The organism is Streptomyces sp. NPDC101160, assembly GCF_044768205.1.
Classification (GTDB): Bacteria; Actinomycetota; Actinomycetes; order Streptomycetales; family Streptomycetaceae; genus Streptomyces.
Genome location: NZ_JBIWPJ010000008.1, coordinates 43,321 through 59,859, shown reverse-complemented (window position 1 = coordinate 59,859; position 16,539 = coordinate 43,321). Strand labels below are relative to the sequence as shown.

The following is a 16,539-nucleotide window of genomic DNA, read 5'->3' as shown; positions in this document are numbered from 1 at the left end:
CCGCCTCGGACAGATGCGGCCGCGGACCGGACGGCTGATGCCGGCCGCTCCGGACGGCCGCGGCCGGAGATTGGATGGCTGAGGTGCGCGTGGCGGCGACGGCCGCGGTCGCGGACCGGACGGCTGATCCGCGCCCGCCCCGGACGGCCGCGGTCGCGGACCGGACGGCTGATCCGCGCCTGCCTCGGACGGCCGCGGTCGCGGACCGGACGCTGATGCGTGCGCGGCGGGGACAGCCGGGTTCCCGGACCGGGCCGGGAGTGAGGCGGCGCCGGCGGCCGGCCCGTGCCCGTACCGTCTCAGCCGCCCGCCGAACGGGCATACTCCACCCGCCACCGCGCCCGCCGCCCCCTCGCGCGCCTTGTCCCGAGGCAGCATCGGCGCAGTGTCGAAGCCCGGGCGGGCCCGTGAGGGCGCCGGCCGGGCCCCGAGAGGGAGGAGTGCGCCGCCATGCCCGACCGCGCCGACCGCGCCGATCACGCCCCGCAGCCCGTGGAGCGGCGGCTGCCCACCGAGGAGGCGAGGGAGCTGTTCGCCCTGGTACGGGAGATCGCCGCACGCGAGATCGCGCCGCGCGCCGCCGAGGAGGAGGCGGCCGGGCACTTCCCGCGCGAGCTGTTCTCGCTGCTGTCCGCCTCCGGCCTGCTCGGCCTCCCGTACGAATCCGCGTACGGCGGCGGCGACCAGCCGTACGCCGTCTACCTCCAGGTCCTGGAGGAGCTGGCCGCCGCCCGGCTCACCGTGGCGCTCGGGGTGAGCGTGCACAGCCTGTCCTGCCACGCGCTCGCCGCGTTCGGCACCGACGAGCAGCGGGCCGCGCACCTCCCGGCGATGCTGGGCGGCGGACTGCTCGGCGCGTACTGCCTGTCCGAGCCGTCCTCCGGTTCGGACGCGGCCGCGCTGCGCACCCGCGCGGTCCGGGACGGCGGGGGAGACTGGGTGCTCGACGGCACGAAGGCGTGGATCACGCACGGCGGCATCGCGGACTTCTACACCGTGATGGCGCGCACGGGCGGCGCGGGCCCGAAGGGGATCACCGCCTTCCTGGTGCCGGGGGACGCGCCCGGCCTGAGCGCTGCCGCGCCGGAGCGGAAGATGGGCATGAAGGGCTCGCCGACGGCGCAGGTGCATCTGGACGGCGTCCGCGTGCCGGACGCGCGGCGGATCGGGGCGGAGGGCCAGGGCTTCGCGATCGCGCTGGCCGCCCTGGACTCGGGGCGGCTCGGGATCGCCGCGTGCGCGGTGGGCGTCGCGCAGGCCGCGCTGGACGCGGCCGTGGCGTACGCGCGGGAGCGGCGCCAGTTCGGCCGGCCGATCGCGGACTTCCAGGGCCTGCGCTTCCTGCTCGCGGACATGGCGACGCAGATCGAGGCCGGGCGGGCGCTGTATCTGGAGGCCGCGCGGCTGCGGGACGAGGGCCGGCCGTTCGGGAAGCAGGCGGCCATGGCGAAGCTGTTCTGTTCGGACGCGGCGATGCGGGTCACGACGGACGCGGTGCAGGTGCTCGGCGGCTACGGCTACACCGCGGACTTCCCCGTCGAACGGTTTCTGCGGGAGGCGAAGGTGCTCCAGATCGTCGAGGGCACCAATCAGATCCAGCGGGTCGTCATCGCGCGTCACCTGGCCGGACCAGAATCCCGCTGACCCGCACGGTCCGGTCGGCCCAGACGGGTCCGGCCGCCAGCCGGCTCCACTCCTGGTCGCGGTGGCCGGGCAGGGTCCGGCCGTGGCTGGCCCACAGCTGGAGCACCGCCGAGTAGATGGGCGGGTCGGACGGGTGCGGTGCGGGCGGGGGCGGAGGAGCGGGCGCCGCCTGCGCGGGTACGGGCACGGGCGTGGGTACGGGCACAGGTGTGGGCACCGGCGTCGGCGCCGCTGCGGACGCCGCCTGCTGAACCGATTCTTCAAAGCGCGGCTCGGACTGTCGGTGCCGGCCGTATCCGCTGGGTGTCGTATACAGCGTGGTCATGCCGTGACCAACGGTCCGGCCGTACCCCCGGTCACCGCCGGACGTGGTCGAGAGGCAGTTCGACGCGTCCCCGGACCTTCCCGCCGTGCACGACTCTGGCCCTCGGCAGGATATCTGACATACCGTCAGATCCGATTCGACGCCGAGGAGGTAACACGTGTCAGACGACCGGCCCGTCCCGCTCGACGAATACCCCGTGCACCAGGCACCGCTCTCCATGAAGCACCACGTCAGCGGCGACCGGAACGCCTACGACCGGTGCATCTTCCACGTCTTCGACCACCAGGGCCGCGCCCTGCTCATCGCCGGCCTCGGCGTCTACCCCAACGCCGGCGTCGTCGACGCCTACGCGACCCTGCGCACCGGCGACCGGCTGCACGCCGTCCGCGCCTCCGACGCCCTCGGCGACGACCGGATGAACCTGGCCGTCGGCCCGCTCCGCATCACCGTCGACGAACCGCTGCGCCGGCTCGGCCTGCACTGCGACCCGGACCCGCACGACCCCGACGGGCTCTCCTTCGACCTCACCTGGACCGGCGACTTCCCCGCCGTCTGGGAGCCCCACCACACCCAGCGCCGCGGCGACCGCCTCACCCTGGAGGGCCGCCGCTTCGTGCAGGCCGGCCACTGCGCGGGCGTGATCCGGGCGGGCGGCGAGGAGTTCACCGTCACGGCGGGGGAGTGGACCGGCACCCGCGACCGCAGCTGGGGCGTCCGGCCGCTGCCCGGCGAAGAGCCGGGCCGCGCCGAGGAGTTCCGCCCCGAGGGATTCCACTGGCTCTGGATCCCGATGCGCTTCGAGGACCGCTTCCTCATGGTCATCGCCCAGGAGGACGCGGACGGCTACCGCACGCTGAACGAGGCGCTGCTGGTACGGGACGGCCGGCGTGACACCCAACTCGGCTGGCCCCGCACCGACATCACCTACCGCTCCGGCACCCGCGACCCCGAACGCGCCGTCGTCCACCTCACCGACCCGGCCGGCAAACCCCTGGAGATAGGCGTCGAGATCCTCGCGTCCTCCCCGCTCGCCGTCGGAGCCGGCTACCCGCCCGCGCCCGACTGGCAGCACGGCAGCTGGCAGGGCCGCGACTGGACCGACCGGCGCGTGTACGACCTCTCCGACCCGTCCGCCCATCCCCTGGCCGCGTTCGGCGTCACCGACCACGCCGCCCGCTTCACCCTCGACGGCCGCGTCGGTCACGGCATCTTCGAGCACGGCTCCTTCGGCCGCCACGACCCCAGCGGCTTCGCCGACCACACCTCGACAGCCCCGTGAGGAGCCGCACATGACATCGGCGCCCCGCCCCCGCACCACCACCCGCGACCCCGAGGAACTCGGCCGCCGCCTCACCGCCTGGCTCGACGCACGCCTGCCCGGCGCGCGGGTCGCCGGCCTCGCCGTACCCGGCTCGAACGGCATGTCCAGCGAGACGCTGCTCTTCGACCTGGAGCATCCGGACGCCCCGGTCCGCGGCTGCGCGCTGCGGCTGGCCGCCGACCCCGCCGCGTACACCGTCTTCCCCGTGTACGACATGGCCCGCCAGCACCGCGTGATGCGGCTGGTCGCCGAGCACACCGACGTGCCCGTGCCCCGGGTGCTGTGGCTGGAGGAGGACCCCGGACCGCTCGGTGCGCCCTTCTTCGTGATGGCGCGGGCGGAGGGACGGGTGCCGCCGGACGTGATGCCCTACACGTACGAGGGAAACTGGCTGCACGCGGCGAGCGACGCCGAACGGGCCGTCCTGGAGGCCGAGTCGGTCGGCATCCTGGCGCGGCTGCACGACCAGTTCCCGGCGAAGGAGGCGGAGTTCCTGCTTCCGGAGGGTCCGGAAGGCGCCGGGGACCCGCTGCGACGGCACGTCGACGCCCAACGGGCGTACTACGCCTGGGTGGTGGAGGGCCTCGCGCCCTCACCGCTCATCGAGTCGGCCTTCGACTGGCTGGAGCGGCACTGGCCCGCGGACCCCGGGCCGGCGGTGCTGACCTGGGGCGACGCCCGGATCGGGAACATCGTCTACGACGGGTTCAGGCCCGCGGCCGTACTCGACTGGGAGATGGCCGCCTTCGCCCCGCGCGAGGTCGACCTCGGCTGGACGGTCTACCTGCACCGCTTCTTCCAGGACCTCACGGTGGGCTTCGGCCAGCCCGGCCTGCCGGACTTCCTGCGCCGCGACGCGATCGAGCGGCGGTACGCCGAACTCACCGGGCACACGCCCCGGGACATGGAGTTCCACACCCTCTACGCGGCGCTGCGGCACGCCATCGTCATGCTCAGGATCGCGTACCGCCAGGCGTACTTCGGCGAGGTGGAGGTGCCGGAGAATCCCGACGGCCTGATCCTGCACCACGCCACGCTCGCGGCGATGGTGCGGGGACGCTACTGGTGACGGCCGGTCCCGTGACGGCCGGACCCGTGGCGAGGGACCGGTGACAGCCGGACCGGCGCGAGCCGGTCCGGCGAGTCGCGCGTCAGGCGGCGCGGCGCAGCGAGGTCCGCTTGACCGGGCGCGAACCCGGGCCGCCGACGTGCGAGAACGGCTGCATCCGCCAGTCCAGGCCCTGAGGCAGCGTCAGGAGCAGCGCGGTGTCCTGCTCCTGGACCTCAAGGGTCTCGTCGGCGGGGCTGAGGTCGGCGGCGGGCCGGCCCGTACCGGAGCAGACGGTGAGGACGAAGGGGTTCCACGGCGTCGGGCAGAGCGCGTGCTCCGGCAGGACGTCCTCGTCCGCGAGCAGCGCGATCGGCTGGTCGCACTCCGGGCAGATCACCCGGAACATCTCAAAGGTGTCGTACGCGTCGAGCTCGTCGGGCGTCTCTTCGGACGGGTCGACGGACGTGCCGACGGAATCAACAGGCTCCTGCATGGAGAATCTCCCCCTCGAACGGGTCGGCCGGATCCGATCGGCCTCGACCACAACAAGCAATTCCCATACGGGCCACTGCATAACCGTGAGGTCCCGCCCGAGGCCTCTCGAATCCTGTGGCGTTCGTCACATGCCGCTCGCAGGTGCCCCGCGGATGTCCGATCCGTGGCATACGGGTCGCCCCCGGCTGTCCTCCGGCCCCTCCGGGGCAATAGGGTCACCGCATGGAGGAGCTGGATCGTCAGATCGTCGAGTTGCTGGTCAAGGACGGGCGCATGAGCTACACCGACCTGGGCAAGGCCACCGGCCTGTCCACCTCGGCCGTGCATCAGCGTGTCCGCCGGCTCGAGCAGCGCGGAGTCATCCGCGGCTACGCCGCCGTCGTCGACCCGGAGGCCGTCGGCCTGCCGCTCACCGCCTTCATCTCGGTGAAACCCTTCGACCCCAGCGCCCCCGACGACACCCCCGACCGGCTCGCCGACATCCCCGAGATCGAGGCGTGCCACAGCGTCGCGGGGGAGGAGAACTACATCCTCAAGGTGCGCGTCGCCACCCCCCTGGAGCTGGAGCACCTGCTCAGCCGCATCCGCTCCCAGGCCCACGTCTCCAGCCGCACCACCGTCGTCCTGTCCACCCCGTACGAGGCCAGGCCGCCCCGCATCTAGGGGGCCGGGGCCCCGCATCCGGGGCCCGGCGGACAAAGCGGCCCCCACCAGGTCCTAGCCTGGTGGGATGAGCGCGTACGAACACCGCACCGTGCTGCTGCGCGGTGGAGAAGTCCACAGCCCTGCCGACCCCTTCGCCACCGCCATGGTGGTGGAGCGCGGGCACGTCGCCTGGGTGGGCTCGGAAGGCGCCGCCGACGCCTTCGCCACCGGCGTGGACGAGGTGGTCGACCTGGAGGGTGCGCTCGTCACCCCCGCGTTCGTCGACGCCCATGTGCACACCACCGCGACCGGTCTCGCCCTCACCGGCCTCGACCTGTCCGCCGCCGCCTCGCTCGCCGACGCGGCCGAGCGGATCCGCGCCCACGCCGCGGCCCGCCCCGCCGACCGGATCCTCATCGGCCACGGCTGGGACGCCGCCCGCTGGCCCGAGCGCCGCCCGCTGACCCGCTCCGAGCTCGACGAGCTCACCGGCGGCCGCCCGCTCTACCTCACCCGGATCGACGTCCACTCGGCCGTCGTCACCACCGCCCTGCTCGACCTCGTCCCCGGAATCCGCGCGCTCGACGGCTTCCACGACGGGCAGCAGCCGCTCACCGGCGACGCCCACCACGCCGCTCGCGCCGCCGCCTACGCCGCGCTCTCCCCGCGGCAGCGCAGCGAGGCCCAGCGCGCCGCCCGGCAGCACGCCGCCTCGCTCGGCATCGGCACCCTGCACGAGTGCGGCGGTCCGGAGATCTCCTCCGAGGACGACTTCACCGGCCTGATGGACCTCGCCCGCAGCGAGCCCGGCCCCCGGATCGTCGGCTACTGGGCCGACCTCGACATCGAGCGGGCCCGCGCGCTCGGCGCGCTCGGCGCGGCCGGCGACCTCTTCGCCGACGGCTCCCTCGGCTCCCACACCGCCTGCCTGCACGAGCCGTACGCCGACCACGCCGGCCCCGGACACGCCGGCGTGGCCCACCTCGACGCGGCCGCGATCGCCGCCCATGTCGTCGCCTGCACCGAGGCCGGACTCCAGGCCGGCTTCCACGCCATCGGCGACGCCGCCGTCGACGCGGTCGTCGAGGGCGTCCGCACCGCCTCCGAGAAGCTTGGCCTCGCCCGCATCCGCTCCGCCCGGCACCGCGTCGAGCACGCCGAGATGCTCAGCCCCGAGTCGATCGCCGCCTTCGCCGAGCTGGGCCTCACCGCCTCCGTGCAGCCGGCCTTCGACGCGTACTGGGGCGGCGACGAGGGCATGTACGCCGACCGCCTCGGCGTGGAGCGGGCCCGCACCCTCAACCCGTACGCCGCACTGCTCCGCGCCGGCGTGCCGCTCGCCTTCGGCTCGGACAGCCCCGTCACCCCGCTGGACCCCTGGGGCACCGTGCGCGCCGCCGCCTTCCACCGGACGCCCGAGCACCGGGTCTCCGTCCGTGCCGCCTTCACCGCGCACACCCGCGGCGGCTGGCGCGCGGTCGGCCGCGACGACGCCGGCACCCTGGTGCCCGGCGCGCCCGCCGACTACGCGATCTGGCGCACCGGTGAGCTGGTGGTGCAGGCGCCCGACGACCGGGTGGCCCGCTGGTCGACCGACCCGCGCTCCGGAACGCCCGGCCTGCCGGATCTGTCCCCCGGATCCGAGCTCCCGGTCTGCCTCTCGACCGTCGTCTCCGGGCAGACCGTGTTCGTCCGGCCGAACGAGTGATGTGAGCACATTTCGTACGGCCGTCCGGCTTTTTCCGGGCCCGCCCATTGACCTGCGGATCCTCCTGGGGCGTCAGCAGGGACGGCTCATCGCCGCAGGTCAAACGGGTGTTGACAGCAGGCCGTCGGCGGCCGGTAGGTTCGGCCCGTCCACCACGGACGTCCGACCGGTTGCAGACCTCCACGCAGGCACCGAACGCCGCCCGCGCCTCGGGGGCGAGGGAAGGTTTTTCCGGCGGAGGGTGCGACCCGGGTGGGGTACCGGCGTTCAGTAGACAACGGCCTCGGCCGATCCGCAGCCAGCGGGTCCCGGGTCGGCCCGAAGGACGCCGGGCCCCGATCCCGCACTTCGTGCGTGGGGCTCGCTATGGTGGGGGCTCGCGTACGTATCCCGAAGGGGCAGTAGTGAACGACGGTGGCCAGAGGCGTTACGGCCCGCTCGGCAAGGCTTTGGTGATCATCCCCACGTACAACGAGGCGGAGAACATCAGGCCGATCGTCGCGCGCGTGCGGAAGGCGGTGCCGGAGGCGCACATCCTCGTCGCCGACGACAACAGCCCCGACGGCACGGGCAAGTTCGCCGACGAGATCGCCGCCGACGACGACCATGTCCACGTCCTGCACCGCAAGGGCAAGGAGGGGCTCGGCGCCGCCTACCTGGCCGGCTTCCGCTGGGGCATGGACAACGGCTACGGCGTCCTCGTCGAGATGGACGCCGACGGCTCCCACCAGCCCGAGGAGCTGCCCCGGCTGCTCACCGCCCTCAAGGGCGCCGACCTGGTGCTCGGCTCCCGCTGGGTGCCGGGCGGCCGCATCGTGAACTGGCCCAAGTCCCGCGAGTTCATCTCCCGCGGCGGCAGCCTCTACTCCCGCCTGATGCTCGACGTCCCCATCCGCGACGTCACCGGCGGCTACCGGGCCTTCCGCAAGGAGACCCTGGAGGGCCTCGGCCTCGACGACGTCGCCTCGGCCGGCTACTGCTTCCAGGTGGACCTCGCCCGCCGCGCCGTCGCCGCCGGCTTCCACGTCGTGGAGGTCCCCATCACCTTCGTGGAGCGCGAGATCGGCGACTCCAAGATGAGCCGCAACATCGTCGTCGAGGCGCTGTGGCGGGTCACCGGCTGGGGCCTCACCGCCCGGGCCGAGAAGGTCGGCAGGCTGCTCGGCCGCAAGTCCTCCTGAGGCGCCGCCCCCGGGGGGCCGATCCCGTACTGATGTCTCCTTTACGACGTTCCTGCGGGCTCCCAGGCACACTGGGGGGCATGACGACCGGCGCATCTGCCCCCCTCGCCCCTCAGCGCTCCCGGGCGCGCACGTTCCTCCCGCTGGGCCTCGCCGTCTGGCTGGTCCTGGAGATCTGGCTGCTCACCGTCGTGGCGAACGCGGTGGGCGGCGTCACCGTCTTCCTGCTGCTCGTCGCCGGTGCCGTGCTCGGTGCCGCCGTGATCAAGCGGGCCGGCCGACGCGCCTTCGCCAACCTCACGGGGACCTTCCAGCGGGCCCAGGAGGCGGCGCGGCGCGGCGAGGTGCCGCAGCCCGACGACCGGGCCGGCGCGGCGGACCGCAACGGCTTCCTGATGCTCGGCGGACTGCTCCTGATGATCCCCGGCCTGTTCTCCGACGCGGCCGGTCTGCTGCTCCTGATCCCGCAGGTCCGCACGGCCGTCGGGCGGTACGCGGAGAAGACCGTGGAGCGGCGGATGGGCGCCGCCGCGCCGGGCAGCCTCCAGGACGCCTTCCGGCAGGCCCGCATGCACCGCCCGGACGGGAAGGTCGTGCAGGGTGAGGTCATCCGCGAGGACGCGTCCCAGGGCCCGCGTGAGCCCCGGGACGACCGCCCGCCGCTGATGCCCTGAGCTTCCTGAGCGCCGCGAGGGCCCGGCTTACCCGGGCCCTCGCGGCGTATACGGCGCCGGCCGGGCCCCGGCTCGGGCTCGTACGCGCGGCTCTCCGGCTCGTACGAGGGGTACGGCAACGGGCTCGTGCGACGGGGTACGGCAACGCCACGGGGCCCCGGCAGCGCGCGGGCTACGGCGACGCGCGGGATACGGCAACGCCGCGGGGCCCGGTACACACATCGTGTACCGGGCCCCGCGGCGTTTCTCGTATGGCCGTGCGGCCCTCCGCCCGACTGGGGTCAGGCGGACTTCCGGCTGTCGCGCGGATGCACGGCGATGTTCATGGCGCCGGACCGAAGGACCGCCAGCCGCTCGGCCAGCACCTCCTCCAGCTCCTCGCGGGTACGCCGCTCCATGAGCATGTCCCAGTGCGTACGCGCCGGCTTGGCCTTCTTCTCTTCGGGGCCGTCTCCGTCCACCAGGAGTGCCTGGATTCCGCAGACCTTGCACTCCCACTCCGGCGGAATCTCCGCCTCGACCGAGAAGGGCATCTCGAAACGATGGCCCTTCTCGCATGCGTACTCCACGGCCTGGCGCGGGGCCAGATCGATGCCGCGGTCCGTCTCGTAGCTGGTCACCACGAGGCGCGTGCCGCGAAGAGCTCGCTCACTCATGAATCGTGCCTCCCGGGCTTGTCGCCCACAGGACAGGTGTCGCTGTCGTCGTCATCCGGTCAACGTCCGGTCGGCGGTAAAGATTCCCGTTCCCGGTCATGCGTCGCCCGTCGTGCCGCCCGTTTTTGTACCCACCATTGCCCGTTTTGTCACATCTGGCAGCAGATGTCACCTAGCGTCTTCACTAAGTCAGCACGCAGTAACGGTCCGCCTGGCAGGCCAAAGGCGTACACTACCGCCCATTCACTTCCGCGTCTAAATCCGGGCAGGTACGGGGTTGCCCGCCTCGGCCACCGCGCGCCTCACCGGGACCCGCGCGAGCAGCACGGAACCGACGGCGAAGAAGATCACCAGAGAGATGATGGCATCCCGGTAGCTCCCGGTCAGCTGATACGCGAGACCGAACACCAACGGACCCAGCCAGCTCAGCCCCCGGTCGCTCATCTCGTACGCGGAGAAGTACTCCGCCTCCTTGCCGCGCGGCACCAGGTGTGAGAAAAGCGACCGCGAGAGCGCCTGGCTGCCGCCCAGGACCAGGCCGATCGCCGCCGCCAGGCAGAAGAACGCCACCGGCGCCCCGGAGGGCAGGAAGTAGCCGGCCGCCAGGATCGTCGTCCACACGCCCAGCGAGCCGAGGATGGTCCGCTTCGCCCCGTACGAGCGGGCCAGCCGCCCCATCGCGAGGGCGCCCGCCACCGCGAGGATCTGCACGAGCAGCACCGCGGTGATCAGCGTCGTCTGGTCCAGGCCCAGCTCCTCGGAGCCGTACACCGACGCCTGCGAGATCACTGTCTGGATCCCGTCGTTGTAGATCAGGTACGCCAGCAGGAACGACAGCGTCAGCGGATGCCGCCGCATGTCCCGCAGTGTCGCCGCCAACTGCTTCCAGCCGCTGCCGACCGCACCCTCACCGTGTCCGCCGTCCGCGCGCTCGGTCCGCCGGTCGCGCAGCCGTCGCAGCGGCACCAGCGTGAACGCGCCCCACCAGAGCCCGGCCGAGGCCAGACAGATCCGCACCGCCATGCCCTGGGACAGGCCGAAGGAGTCGTGGCCGGAGAACAGGACCAGGTTGAGCACTAGGACGAGCGCACCCGAGGTGTAGCCGAACGCCCAGCCGCGCGAGGAGACCGTGTCCCGCTCGTCCGGCTCCGCGATCTGCGGCAGGTACGCGTTGTAGAGCACCATCGACACCGACAGCGACGCGTTCGCCACGATGAGCAGGAACGCCCCGAGCAGATAGCGGTGCCCGTCCAGGAAGAACATCCCGGTCGTGGCCGCCGCGCCCACGTACGCCGAGGCCGCGAGCAGCGGCTTCTTCCGGCCCGTACGGTCCGCCGCCGCGCCGACCAGCGGCATCGCCAGGACGGCGACGACGATGGAGAAGGAGACGGAGTACGCGAAGAGGGAACCGGCCCGCACCGGGATGCCGAGCGGGTGGACGAAGCCGTCCCGGTCCGCCGCGGCCTTGGCGATCGCGGTCAGATACGGGCCCAGGAAGACCGTGACGACGCTGGTCGAATAGACCGAGCACGCGAAGTCGTAGAAATACCAGCCGTGCTGCTCGCGCCGCCGGGCGGCCGGATCGGCGGCCTGGCCGTCGTCCCGCTGCTCGGTCGTGTCGACGTCGGTCAAGGCCGCGCCCTTTCGTTCGTCCCCGTGGGTCCCCGTGGTGGTCCGCGCGCTCAGAACCACAGTCCTCGGTCCGTGAGGACGTCGCGCAGCGTCTCCAGATGATCGGTCATGATGCCGTCCACGCCAAGGTCCAGGAGGGCGTGCATACGTTGCGGTTCGTTCACGGTCCAGACGTGGACCTGCAGGCCGCGCGCGTGCGCCTCCCGGACGAAGCGGCGGTCCACCACCGGGATGCCCGCCTGCCGTTCCGGCACCTGCGCGGCGACGGCGCCCGCGCGCAGCGCCGCCGGGATCCCGAGCGAGCGCAGCCGGAGGCCCAGGACACCCTTCACGCCGTACGAGGTCGCGAGGCGCGGCCCGGCGAGCTTGTGGGCCCGCGCGATCCGGGACTCCGTGAAGGAGCCCACGCAGACCCGGTCCCAGGCATCCGCCCTGCGGATCAGCTCGACGAGCGGGACCAGCGCGGACTCGGCCTTCAGGTCCACGTTCCAGCGGGCCTCCGGGAACTCGTCCAGCAGGTCCGCGAAGAGCGGCAGCGGCTCCTTGCCCGCCACCCGCGCCTGCCGGACCTCCGACCACGGCAGATCCCGGATCCGGCCCTTGGCGTCCGTCACCCGGTCCAGCGTCGAGTCGTGGAACGCGACGAGCCGGCCGTCCGCGGTGGTGTGCACATCGGTCTCGAAATAGCGGTAACCGGCAGCGGCGGCCCGCCGGAAGGCGGCCGCCGTGTTCTCCAGACCGTCCGCCGTGCCGCCACGGTGGGCGAAGGGGAGGGTGGCCGGGTGGTCGAGGTAGGGGTGGCGTTCGCGAGTCACGGGCGCAGTATGGCCTGCCCGGGTTACTCGGCGGTAGACGGGCTGAACGCCGGAACGTGAGGATTGGATCCAACCTCCGGGATCGTGGATCCAGCGTCGTGGATCGTGGATCCAAGCTCCGGGATCGTGGATCCAGCGTCGTGGATCGTGGATCCAAGCTCCGGGATCGTGGATCCAACCTGCTGGATCGTGGCTCCAGCCTCCTGGATCGTGGATCCAACCTCCCGGACATCGGATCCAGGATCCGGCTCCGCCACCGCGAACACCTTCAGGAAGAACTGCGCCAGCGGGCCGATCGACAGCGCGTACACGACCGTCCCCACGCCCACCGAACCGCCGAGCAGGAAGCCCGTCGCGACCACCGCCACCTCGATCGCGGTCCGGACCAGCCGGATCGACCGCCCCGTCAGCCGGTGCAGGCCGGTCATCAGACCGTCGCGCGGGCCGGGCCCGAAGCGGGCCGCGATGTAGAGGCCGGTCGCGACGCCGTTCAGGACGATGCCGAGCACCATCAGGGCGATTCCGGTCGGCAGGCCGTCCGTCTCCGGCACGAGCGCGAGGGTGCCGTCCATCGCGAGGCCGATGACGAAGACGTTGGAGACCGTGCCGAGGCCCGGCTTCTGCCGGATGGGTATCCACAGCAGCAGCACGATCGCGCCGACGATGATCGACACGACGCCGATGCTGAGCCCGGCGCGCTCGGCGATGCCCTGGTGGAGCACGCCCCAGGGCTCCAGGCCCAGGCCGCCGCGGACGAGCAGCGCCGAGCTGACCCCGTAGAGCGTGAGGCCGGCGTAGAGCTGGACGAGCCGGCGGGTGAGGTGCCGGCCGCGGAGACCGGAGGCGATGGACAAGGAAATGCCCCCTTGGGTGATGGCGTCGAACCAGGGCGTGGATGAGGGCCCGGGTGGTGCAGGTGGACTGGCGCATGCCACTCTGTGGCGGGGGGCATCACGCCAACCATGGCCAATTCGCGGAAGGTGGACTGATTTCCATGGCCCAGTGGACTTCGGCCGTGGGTGCGGCGCAGCTCGCCCGGCAACTCCAGGCCCAGCAGACCAGGCCCGCCACGCCCGGCGCACGCAAGCCGCCCGCCTACCGCGCCCTCGCCGACGGCATCCGGCTGCTCGTCCTCGAAGGACGCGTCCCGGTCGCCGCCCGGCTGCCCGCCGAGCGCGAGCTCGCGCTCGCCCTCACCGTCAGCCGTACCACCGTAGCCGCCGCCTACGAGGCGCTGCGCACCGAAGGCTTCCTGGAGTCCCGGCGCGGCGCCGGCAGCTGGACCGCCGTCCCGGCCGGCAACCCGCTGCCCGCCCGCGGCCTGGAACCACTGCCGCCCGAGTCCCTCGGTTCCCTCATCGACCTGGGCTGCGCCGCGCTGCCCGCGCCCGAGCCCTGGCTCACCCGGTCCGTCCAGGGCGCCCTCGAGGAACTGCCGCCGTACGCGCACACCCACGGCGACTACCCGGCCGGGCTGCCCGCGCTGCGCCAGATGCTCGCCGAGCGCTACACCGAGCGCGGTATCCCCACCATGCCCGAGCAGATCATGGTCACCACCGGCGCCATGGGTGCCATCGACGCGATCTGCCATCTCTTCGCGGGCCGCGGCGAGCGGATCGCCGTGGAGTCCCCGTCGTACGCGAACATCCTCCAGCTCATGCGCGAGACCGGCGCCCGGCTCGTCCCCGTCGCCATGGCCGAGGGGCTGCGCGGCTGGGACCTGGCCCGCTGGCGGCAGGTCCTGCGGGATGCGGCGCCCCGCCTCGCGTACGTCGTCGCCGACTTCCACAACCCCACCGGCGCCCTCGCCGACGAGGACCAGCGACGCCAGCTGGTCGAGGCCGCGCGCTCGGCCGGCACGGTGCTCGTGGTCGACGAGACCATGACCGAGCTGTTTCTCGACGACGACCTGGAGATGCCCCGCCGCGTCTGCGCCTTCGACCCGTCCGGCGCCACCGTGCTCACCGTGGGCTCGGCGAGCAAGGCGTTCTGGGCGGGCATGCGGATCGGCTGGGTGCGGGCCGCGCCCGACGTGATCCGCGCGCTCGTCGCCGCCCGCGCCTACGCGGACCTCGGGACCCCCGTCCTGGAGCAGCTCGGCGTCAACTGGCTGATGCACACCGGCGGCTGGGAGCAGGCCGTGTCCCTGCGCCGCGCCCAGGCCCGGGAGAACCGCGACGCCCTGGTGGCCGCCGTCCGCAAGGAGCTGCCCGACTGGGAGTTCGAGGTGCCGCGCGGCGGCCTCACGCTCTGGGTGCGCACCGGCGGTCTCTCCGGCTCGCGGCTCGCCGAGGTGGGCGAGCGGGTCGGCGTCCGGGTCCCCTCGGGCCCGCGGTTCGGCGTCGACGGCGCCTTCGAGGGCTACATCCGGCTGCCGTTCACGGTCAGCGGCCCGGTCGCCGAGGAGGCGGCCGCCCGCCTCGCCGCCGCGGCCCGCCTGGTCGAGTCGGGCGCGGGGGCGGGCGTGGAGAGCCCCCGCTCCTTCGTGGCCTGACGGCGGGGTACGCGGCAGGGCGTACGAAGAGGGCGGCCGCACCGATCACGTGCGGCCGCCCTCTTCCGTATCCAACATCCGGGATCCAACATCCCGAGTCCGGGATCCAACATCCCGAGTCCGGAATCCAACATCCGGGATCCAACATCCGGGATCCAGGATGCGGGATCCAGGATGCGGGATCCGGGATCCGGGATGCGGGATGTTGGATCCAACGCCATGGATCCGACATCCCGCATCCACTATCCGATCCGGCCTCAGCCCTCCGCCGGCACCGGCGACGGCACCGCCGCCCCCGGCTCCTTGCGCAGCGTCGGGGCCGTGTCCGCGTCCAGGTCCGGTTCCAGGCCGAGCTCCGGGGCCGAGCCCGCGGTCGTCCGGCGCTCGGGGAGCAGCTCCAGGACGGCCTGGCGGTGCGCCTCGCTGGTGGCGTCGTCGTACGGGTCCGGGGTGGCCGGCACCTGGAGGCGGAGGACCGGGCCGGTGCCGAGGCGGGCGTAGCCGCGGCCGGGCGGGACGTCGGGGACCGGGGTGGTGTGCGGGCGGGTGCCGAGGACCGCGGCGATCTGGTCGGGGGCGGCGGGGCCGAGCACGACCCGGGCGCGGGTGTGGCTCCGTACCGTCTCGGTCAGCGTGTCCAGGCTGTCGAACTGTTCCGCGACCACCACGGTGACCTGGGCGGCGCGCCCGTGCCGGAGCGGCAGCTGGAGCAGGTCCTGCGGGTCGGGGCGGCCGTCGGCGGCGGCGAGGTCGCCGAGGACGCTCGGCCGGTCGAGCAGGATCCACAGCGGGCGCCGGGTGTCCTCGGGAGCCGGGTGGCCGGACTGGCGGGCCCGGTTGGCGGCGACGAGCCGGCGTTCGGTCTCGTGCGCGGCCCACTCCAGGCTGGCGAGGGCGCCCGTGAGGCCGCACTCGACGGCGAGCACGCCGTCCCGGCCGACGAGGCACGCGTACTCGCCGGTGCCGCCGCCCTCGATGACGAGGACGTCGCCGTGCGGGAGCGCCTGGAGAGCGATCGAGCGGAGCAGGGAGGTGGTGCCGCTGCCGGGCTGGCCGACGGCGAGCAGGTGCGGCTCGGTGGAGCGGGGGCCGGTGCGCCAGACGACGGCCGGGGCGTCCTCGGTGCCGTCGGAGGCCCGGACCGGCACGGTCCGCTGCACGGCGTCGGCGTCGGTGAAGCCGAGCACCGTCTCGCCGGGCACGGTGACGAAGCGCTGGGCGGCGATGGTGGTGGGCAGGGCGGGCAGCACCCGCATCGTGAGCCGGTTGCCCTCCTCGTCCCACTCGAAGAGGTACTCGCGGCCGCGCCCCGACTTGGCGTGCAGCAGCTGCTCGACGCGCGCCCGGGCGGCGGGCTCGCCGTCGGGGAAGTACGGGGGGTAGGAGATGCGCAGCCGGGTGAGCCGCCCGTCCTCGTCGAAGGCGTGGTCCGCGAAGGCGGCGGCCCAGTCGCCGCCGTGCGTGAAGAGCGGCTCGGGGTCCTCGGGCAGCGACAGATAGGGCACCAGGGCCTCGTAGAGGCCCTGGAGCCGGGCGACCTCGGCGTCGTCGGGTCCGGTCTTGACGACCGGGCGCTCCCGCCCCTGCCAGGCGGCCGCGCCCATCAGCGCGACGAGCGCGAGGAGCGGTCCGTACGGCACGAGGGCGACGACGAGGACGCAGGCCGCGACCAGGAACAGCGTGGGACCACGCCGTTCTTTGGGGGTCGCGGCCCACTTGGCGCGCGCGGTCGCGGCCAGCTTCCGCAGACCACGCGAGATGGTGATCAGCGGATGGAGCACGTCGGTGGCGCTGTCGGCGGCCGTGCGCGCGATCTCTCGGCTGCGAGCGATCTGTGCGGTGCCGCTGCTCAGAATGCGGGGGAGTGGTCGCCGGGCCACGTCGTACTCCTGGAGGGG

The 16,539-nt window shown here is 73.3% G+C and carries 14 protein-coding genes and 1 pseudogene; 8 read left to right on the top strand and 7 right to left on the bottom strand.

Annotated features, from left to right (window positions below):
- Nucleotides 1-450 precede the first annotated feature (450 nt).
- A complete protein-coding gene (locus ACIRSU_RS25990) occupies nt 451-1,644 on the top strand; it encodes an acyl-CoA dehydrogenase family protein (protein ID WP_403796635.1) in 1,194 nt (397 codons plus the stop codon).
- Here the strand turns inward: ACIRSU_RS25990 and ACIRSU_RS25985 are convergent.
- Complete coding sequence (locus ACIRSU_RS25985) at nt 1,607-1,849, bottom strand: hypothetical protein (RefSeq protein WP_403796632.1); 243 nt, start codon at nt 1,847-1,849, stop codon at nt 1,607-1,609. The genes ACIRSU_RS25990 and ACIRSU_RS25985 overlap by 38 nt on opposite strands.
- 277 nt (nt 1,850-2,126) lie before the next feature.
- Between ACIRSU_RS25985 and ACIRSU_RS25980 the strand changes: the two genes are divergently transcribed.
- Together ACIRSU_RS25980 and ACIRSU_RS25975 are read left to right on the top strand one after the other, a co-directional pair.
- A complete protein-coding gene (locus ACIRSU_RS25980) occupies nt 2,127-3,248 on the top strand; it encodes a hypothetical protein (protein WP_403796629.1) in 1,122 nt (373 codons plus the stop codon).
- 10 nt (nt 3,249-3,258) lie between these two features.
- Nucleotides 3,259-4,359, top strand: a complete 1,101-nt coding sequence (locus tag ACIRSU_RS25975) for a phosphotransferase family protein (RefSeq protein WP_403796626.1) — start codon at nt 3,259-3,261, stop codon at nt 4,357-4,359.
- 82 nt (nt 4,360-4,441) lie between these two features.
- On the opposite strand, the gene ACIRSU_RS25970 is transcribed toward ACIRSU_RS25975, so the two are convergent.
- A complete protein-coding gene (locus tag ACIRSU_RS25970; RefSeq protein WP_403796624.1) occupies nt 4,442-4,834 on the bottom strand; it encodes a hypothetical protein in 393 nt (130 codons plus the stop codon).
- A 224-nt stretch (nt 4,835-5,058) separates the two neighbouring features.
- Between ACIRSU_RS25970 and ACIRSU_RS25965 the strand changes: the two genes are divergently transcribed.
- The 4 genes from ACIRSU_RS25965 to fxsA all read left to right on the top strand — a co-directional run bounded on the left by ACIRSU_RS25965 (nt 5,059) and on the right by fxsA (nt 9,044).
- On the top strand, nt 5,059-5,499 hold the full coding sequence (locus ACIRSU_RS25965) for an Lrp/AsnC family transcriptional regulator (protein ID WP_189976755.1): 441 nt from the start codon (nt 5,059-5,061) through the stop codon (nt 5,497-5,499).
- A gap of 67 nt (nt 5,500-5,566) precedes the next feature.
- Nucleotides 5,567-7,189 (top strand): amidohydrolase, encoded by a 1,623-nt coding sequence (locus tag ACIRSU_RS25960; protein ID WP_403796622.1) that lies wholly within the window; start codon nt 5,567-5,569, stop codon nt 7,187-7,189.
- A gap of 404 nt (nt 7,190-7,593) precedes the next feature.
- On the top strand, nt 7,594-8,370 hold the full coding sequence (locus tag ACIRSU_RS25955) for a polyprenol monophosphomannose synthase (RefSeq protein ID WP_403796619.1): 777 nt from the start codon (nt 7,594-7,596) through the stop codon (nt 8,368-8,370).
- Between the two features lie 80 nt (nt 8,371-8,450).
- Nucleotides 8,451-9,044, top strand: a complete 594-nt coding sequence (gene fxsA / locus ACIRSU_RS25950; protein ID WP_403796616.1) for an FxsA family membrane protein — start codon at nt 8,451-8,453, stop codon at nt 9,042-9,044.
- Nucleotides 9,045-9,325: 281 nt separating this feature from the next.
- Here fxsA and ACIRSU_RS25945 read toward each other — a convergent pair whose 3' ends face one another.
- From ACIRSU_RS25945 to ACIRSU_RS25930, 4 genes and pseudogenes are all read right to left on the bottom strand, one after another.
- Complete coding sequence (locus tag ACIRSU_RS25945; protein ID WP_389213013.1) at nt 9,326-9,700, bottom strand: RNA polymerase-binding protein RbpA; 375 nt, start codon at nt 9,698-9,700, stop codon at nt 9,326-9,328.
- A gap of 255 nt (nt 9,701-9,955) precedes the next feature.
- Complete coding sequence (locus ACIRSU_RS25940) at nt 9,956-11,332, bottom strand: MFS transporter (protein WP_403796613.1); 1,377 nt, start codon at nt 11,330-11,332, stop codon at nt 9,956-9,958.
- A 50-nt stretch (nt 11,333-11,382) separates the two neighbouring features.
- Nucleotides 11,383-12,147 (bottom strand): glycerophosphodiester phosphodiesterase, encoded by a 765-nt coding sequence (locus tag ACIRSU_RS25935; RefSeq protein ID WP_403796611.1) that lies wholly within the window; start codon nt 12,145-12,147, stop codon nt 11,383-11,385.
- Between the two features lie 227 nt (nt 12,148-12,374).
- Nucleotides 12,375-13,001 (bottom strand): annotated as a pseudogene (locus tag ACIRSU_RS25930) (YitT family protein); the annotation flags it as partial.
- A 140-nt stretch (nt 13,002-13,141) separates the two neighbouring features.
- On the opposite strand from ACIRSU_RS25930, the gene ACIRSU_RS25925 reads away from it, so the two are divergent.
- The gene (locus ACIRSU_RS25925; RefSeq protein WP_403796608.1) at nt 13,142-14,641 is read left to right on the top strand and encodes a PLP-dependent aminotransferase family protein; all 1,500 of its coding nucleotides are present in this window, start codon (nt 13,142-13,144) and stop codon (nt 14,639-14,641) included.
- A 257-nt stretch (nt 14,642-14,898) separates the two neighbouring features.
- On the opposite strand, the gene ACIRSU_RS25920 is transcribed toward ACIRSU_RS25925, so the two are convergent.
- Entirely contained in the window at nt 14,899-16,521 is a 1,623-nt protein-coding gene (locus ACIRSU_RS25920; protein ID WP_403796605.1) for a hypothetical protein, read from the bottom strand.
- Nucleotides 16,522-16,539 lie beyond the last annotated feature (18 nt).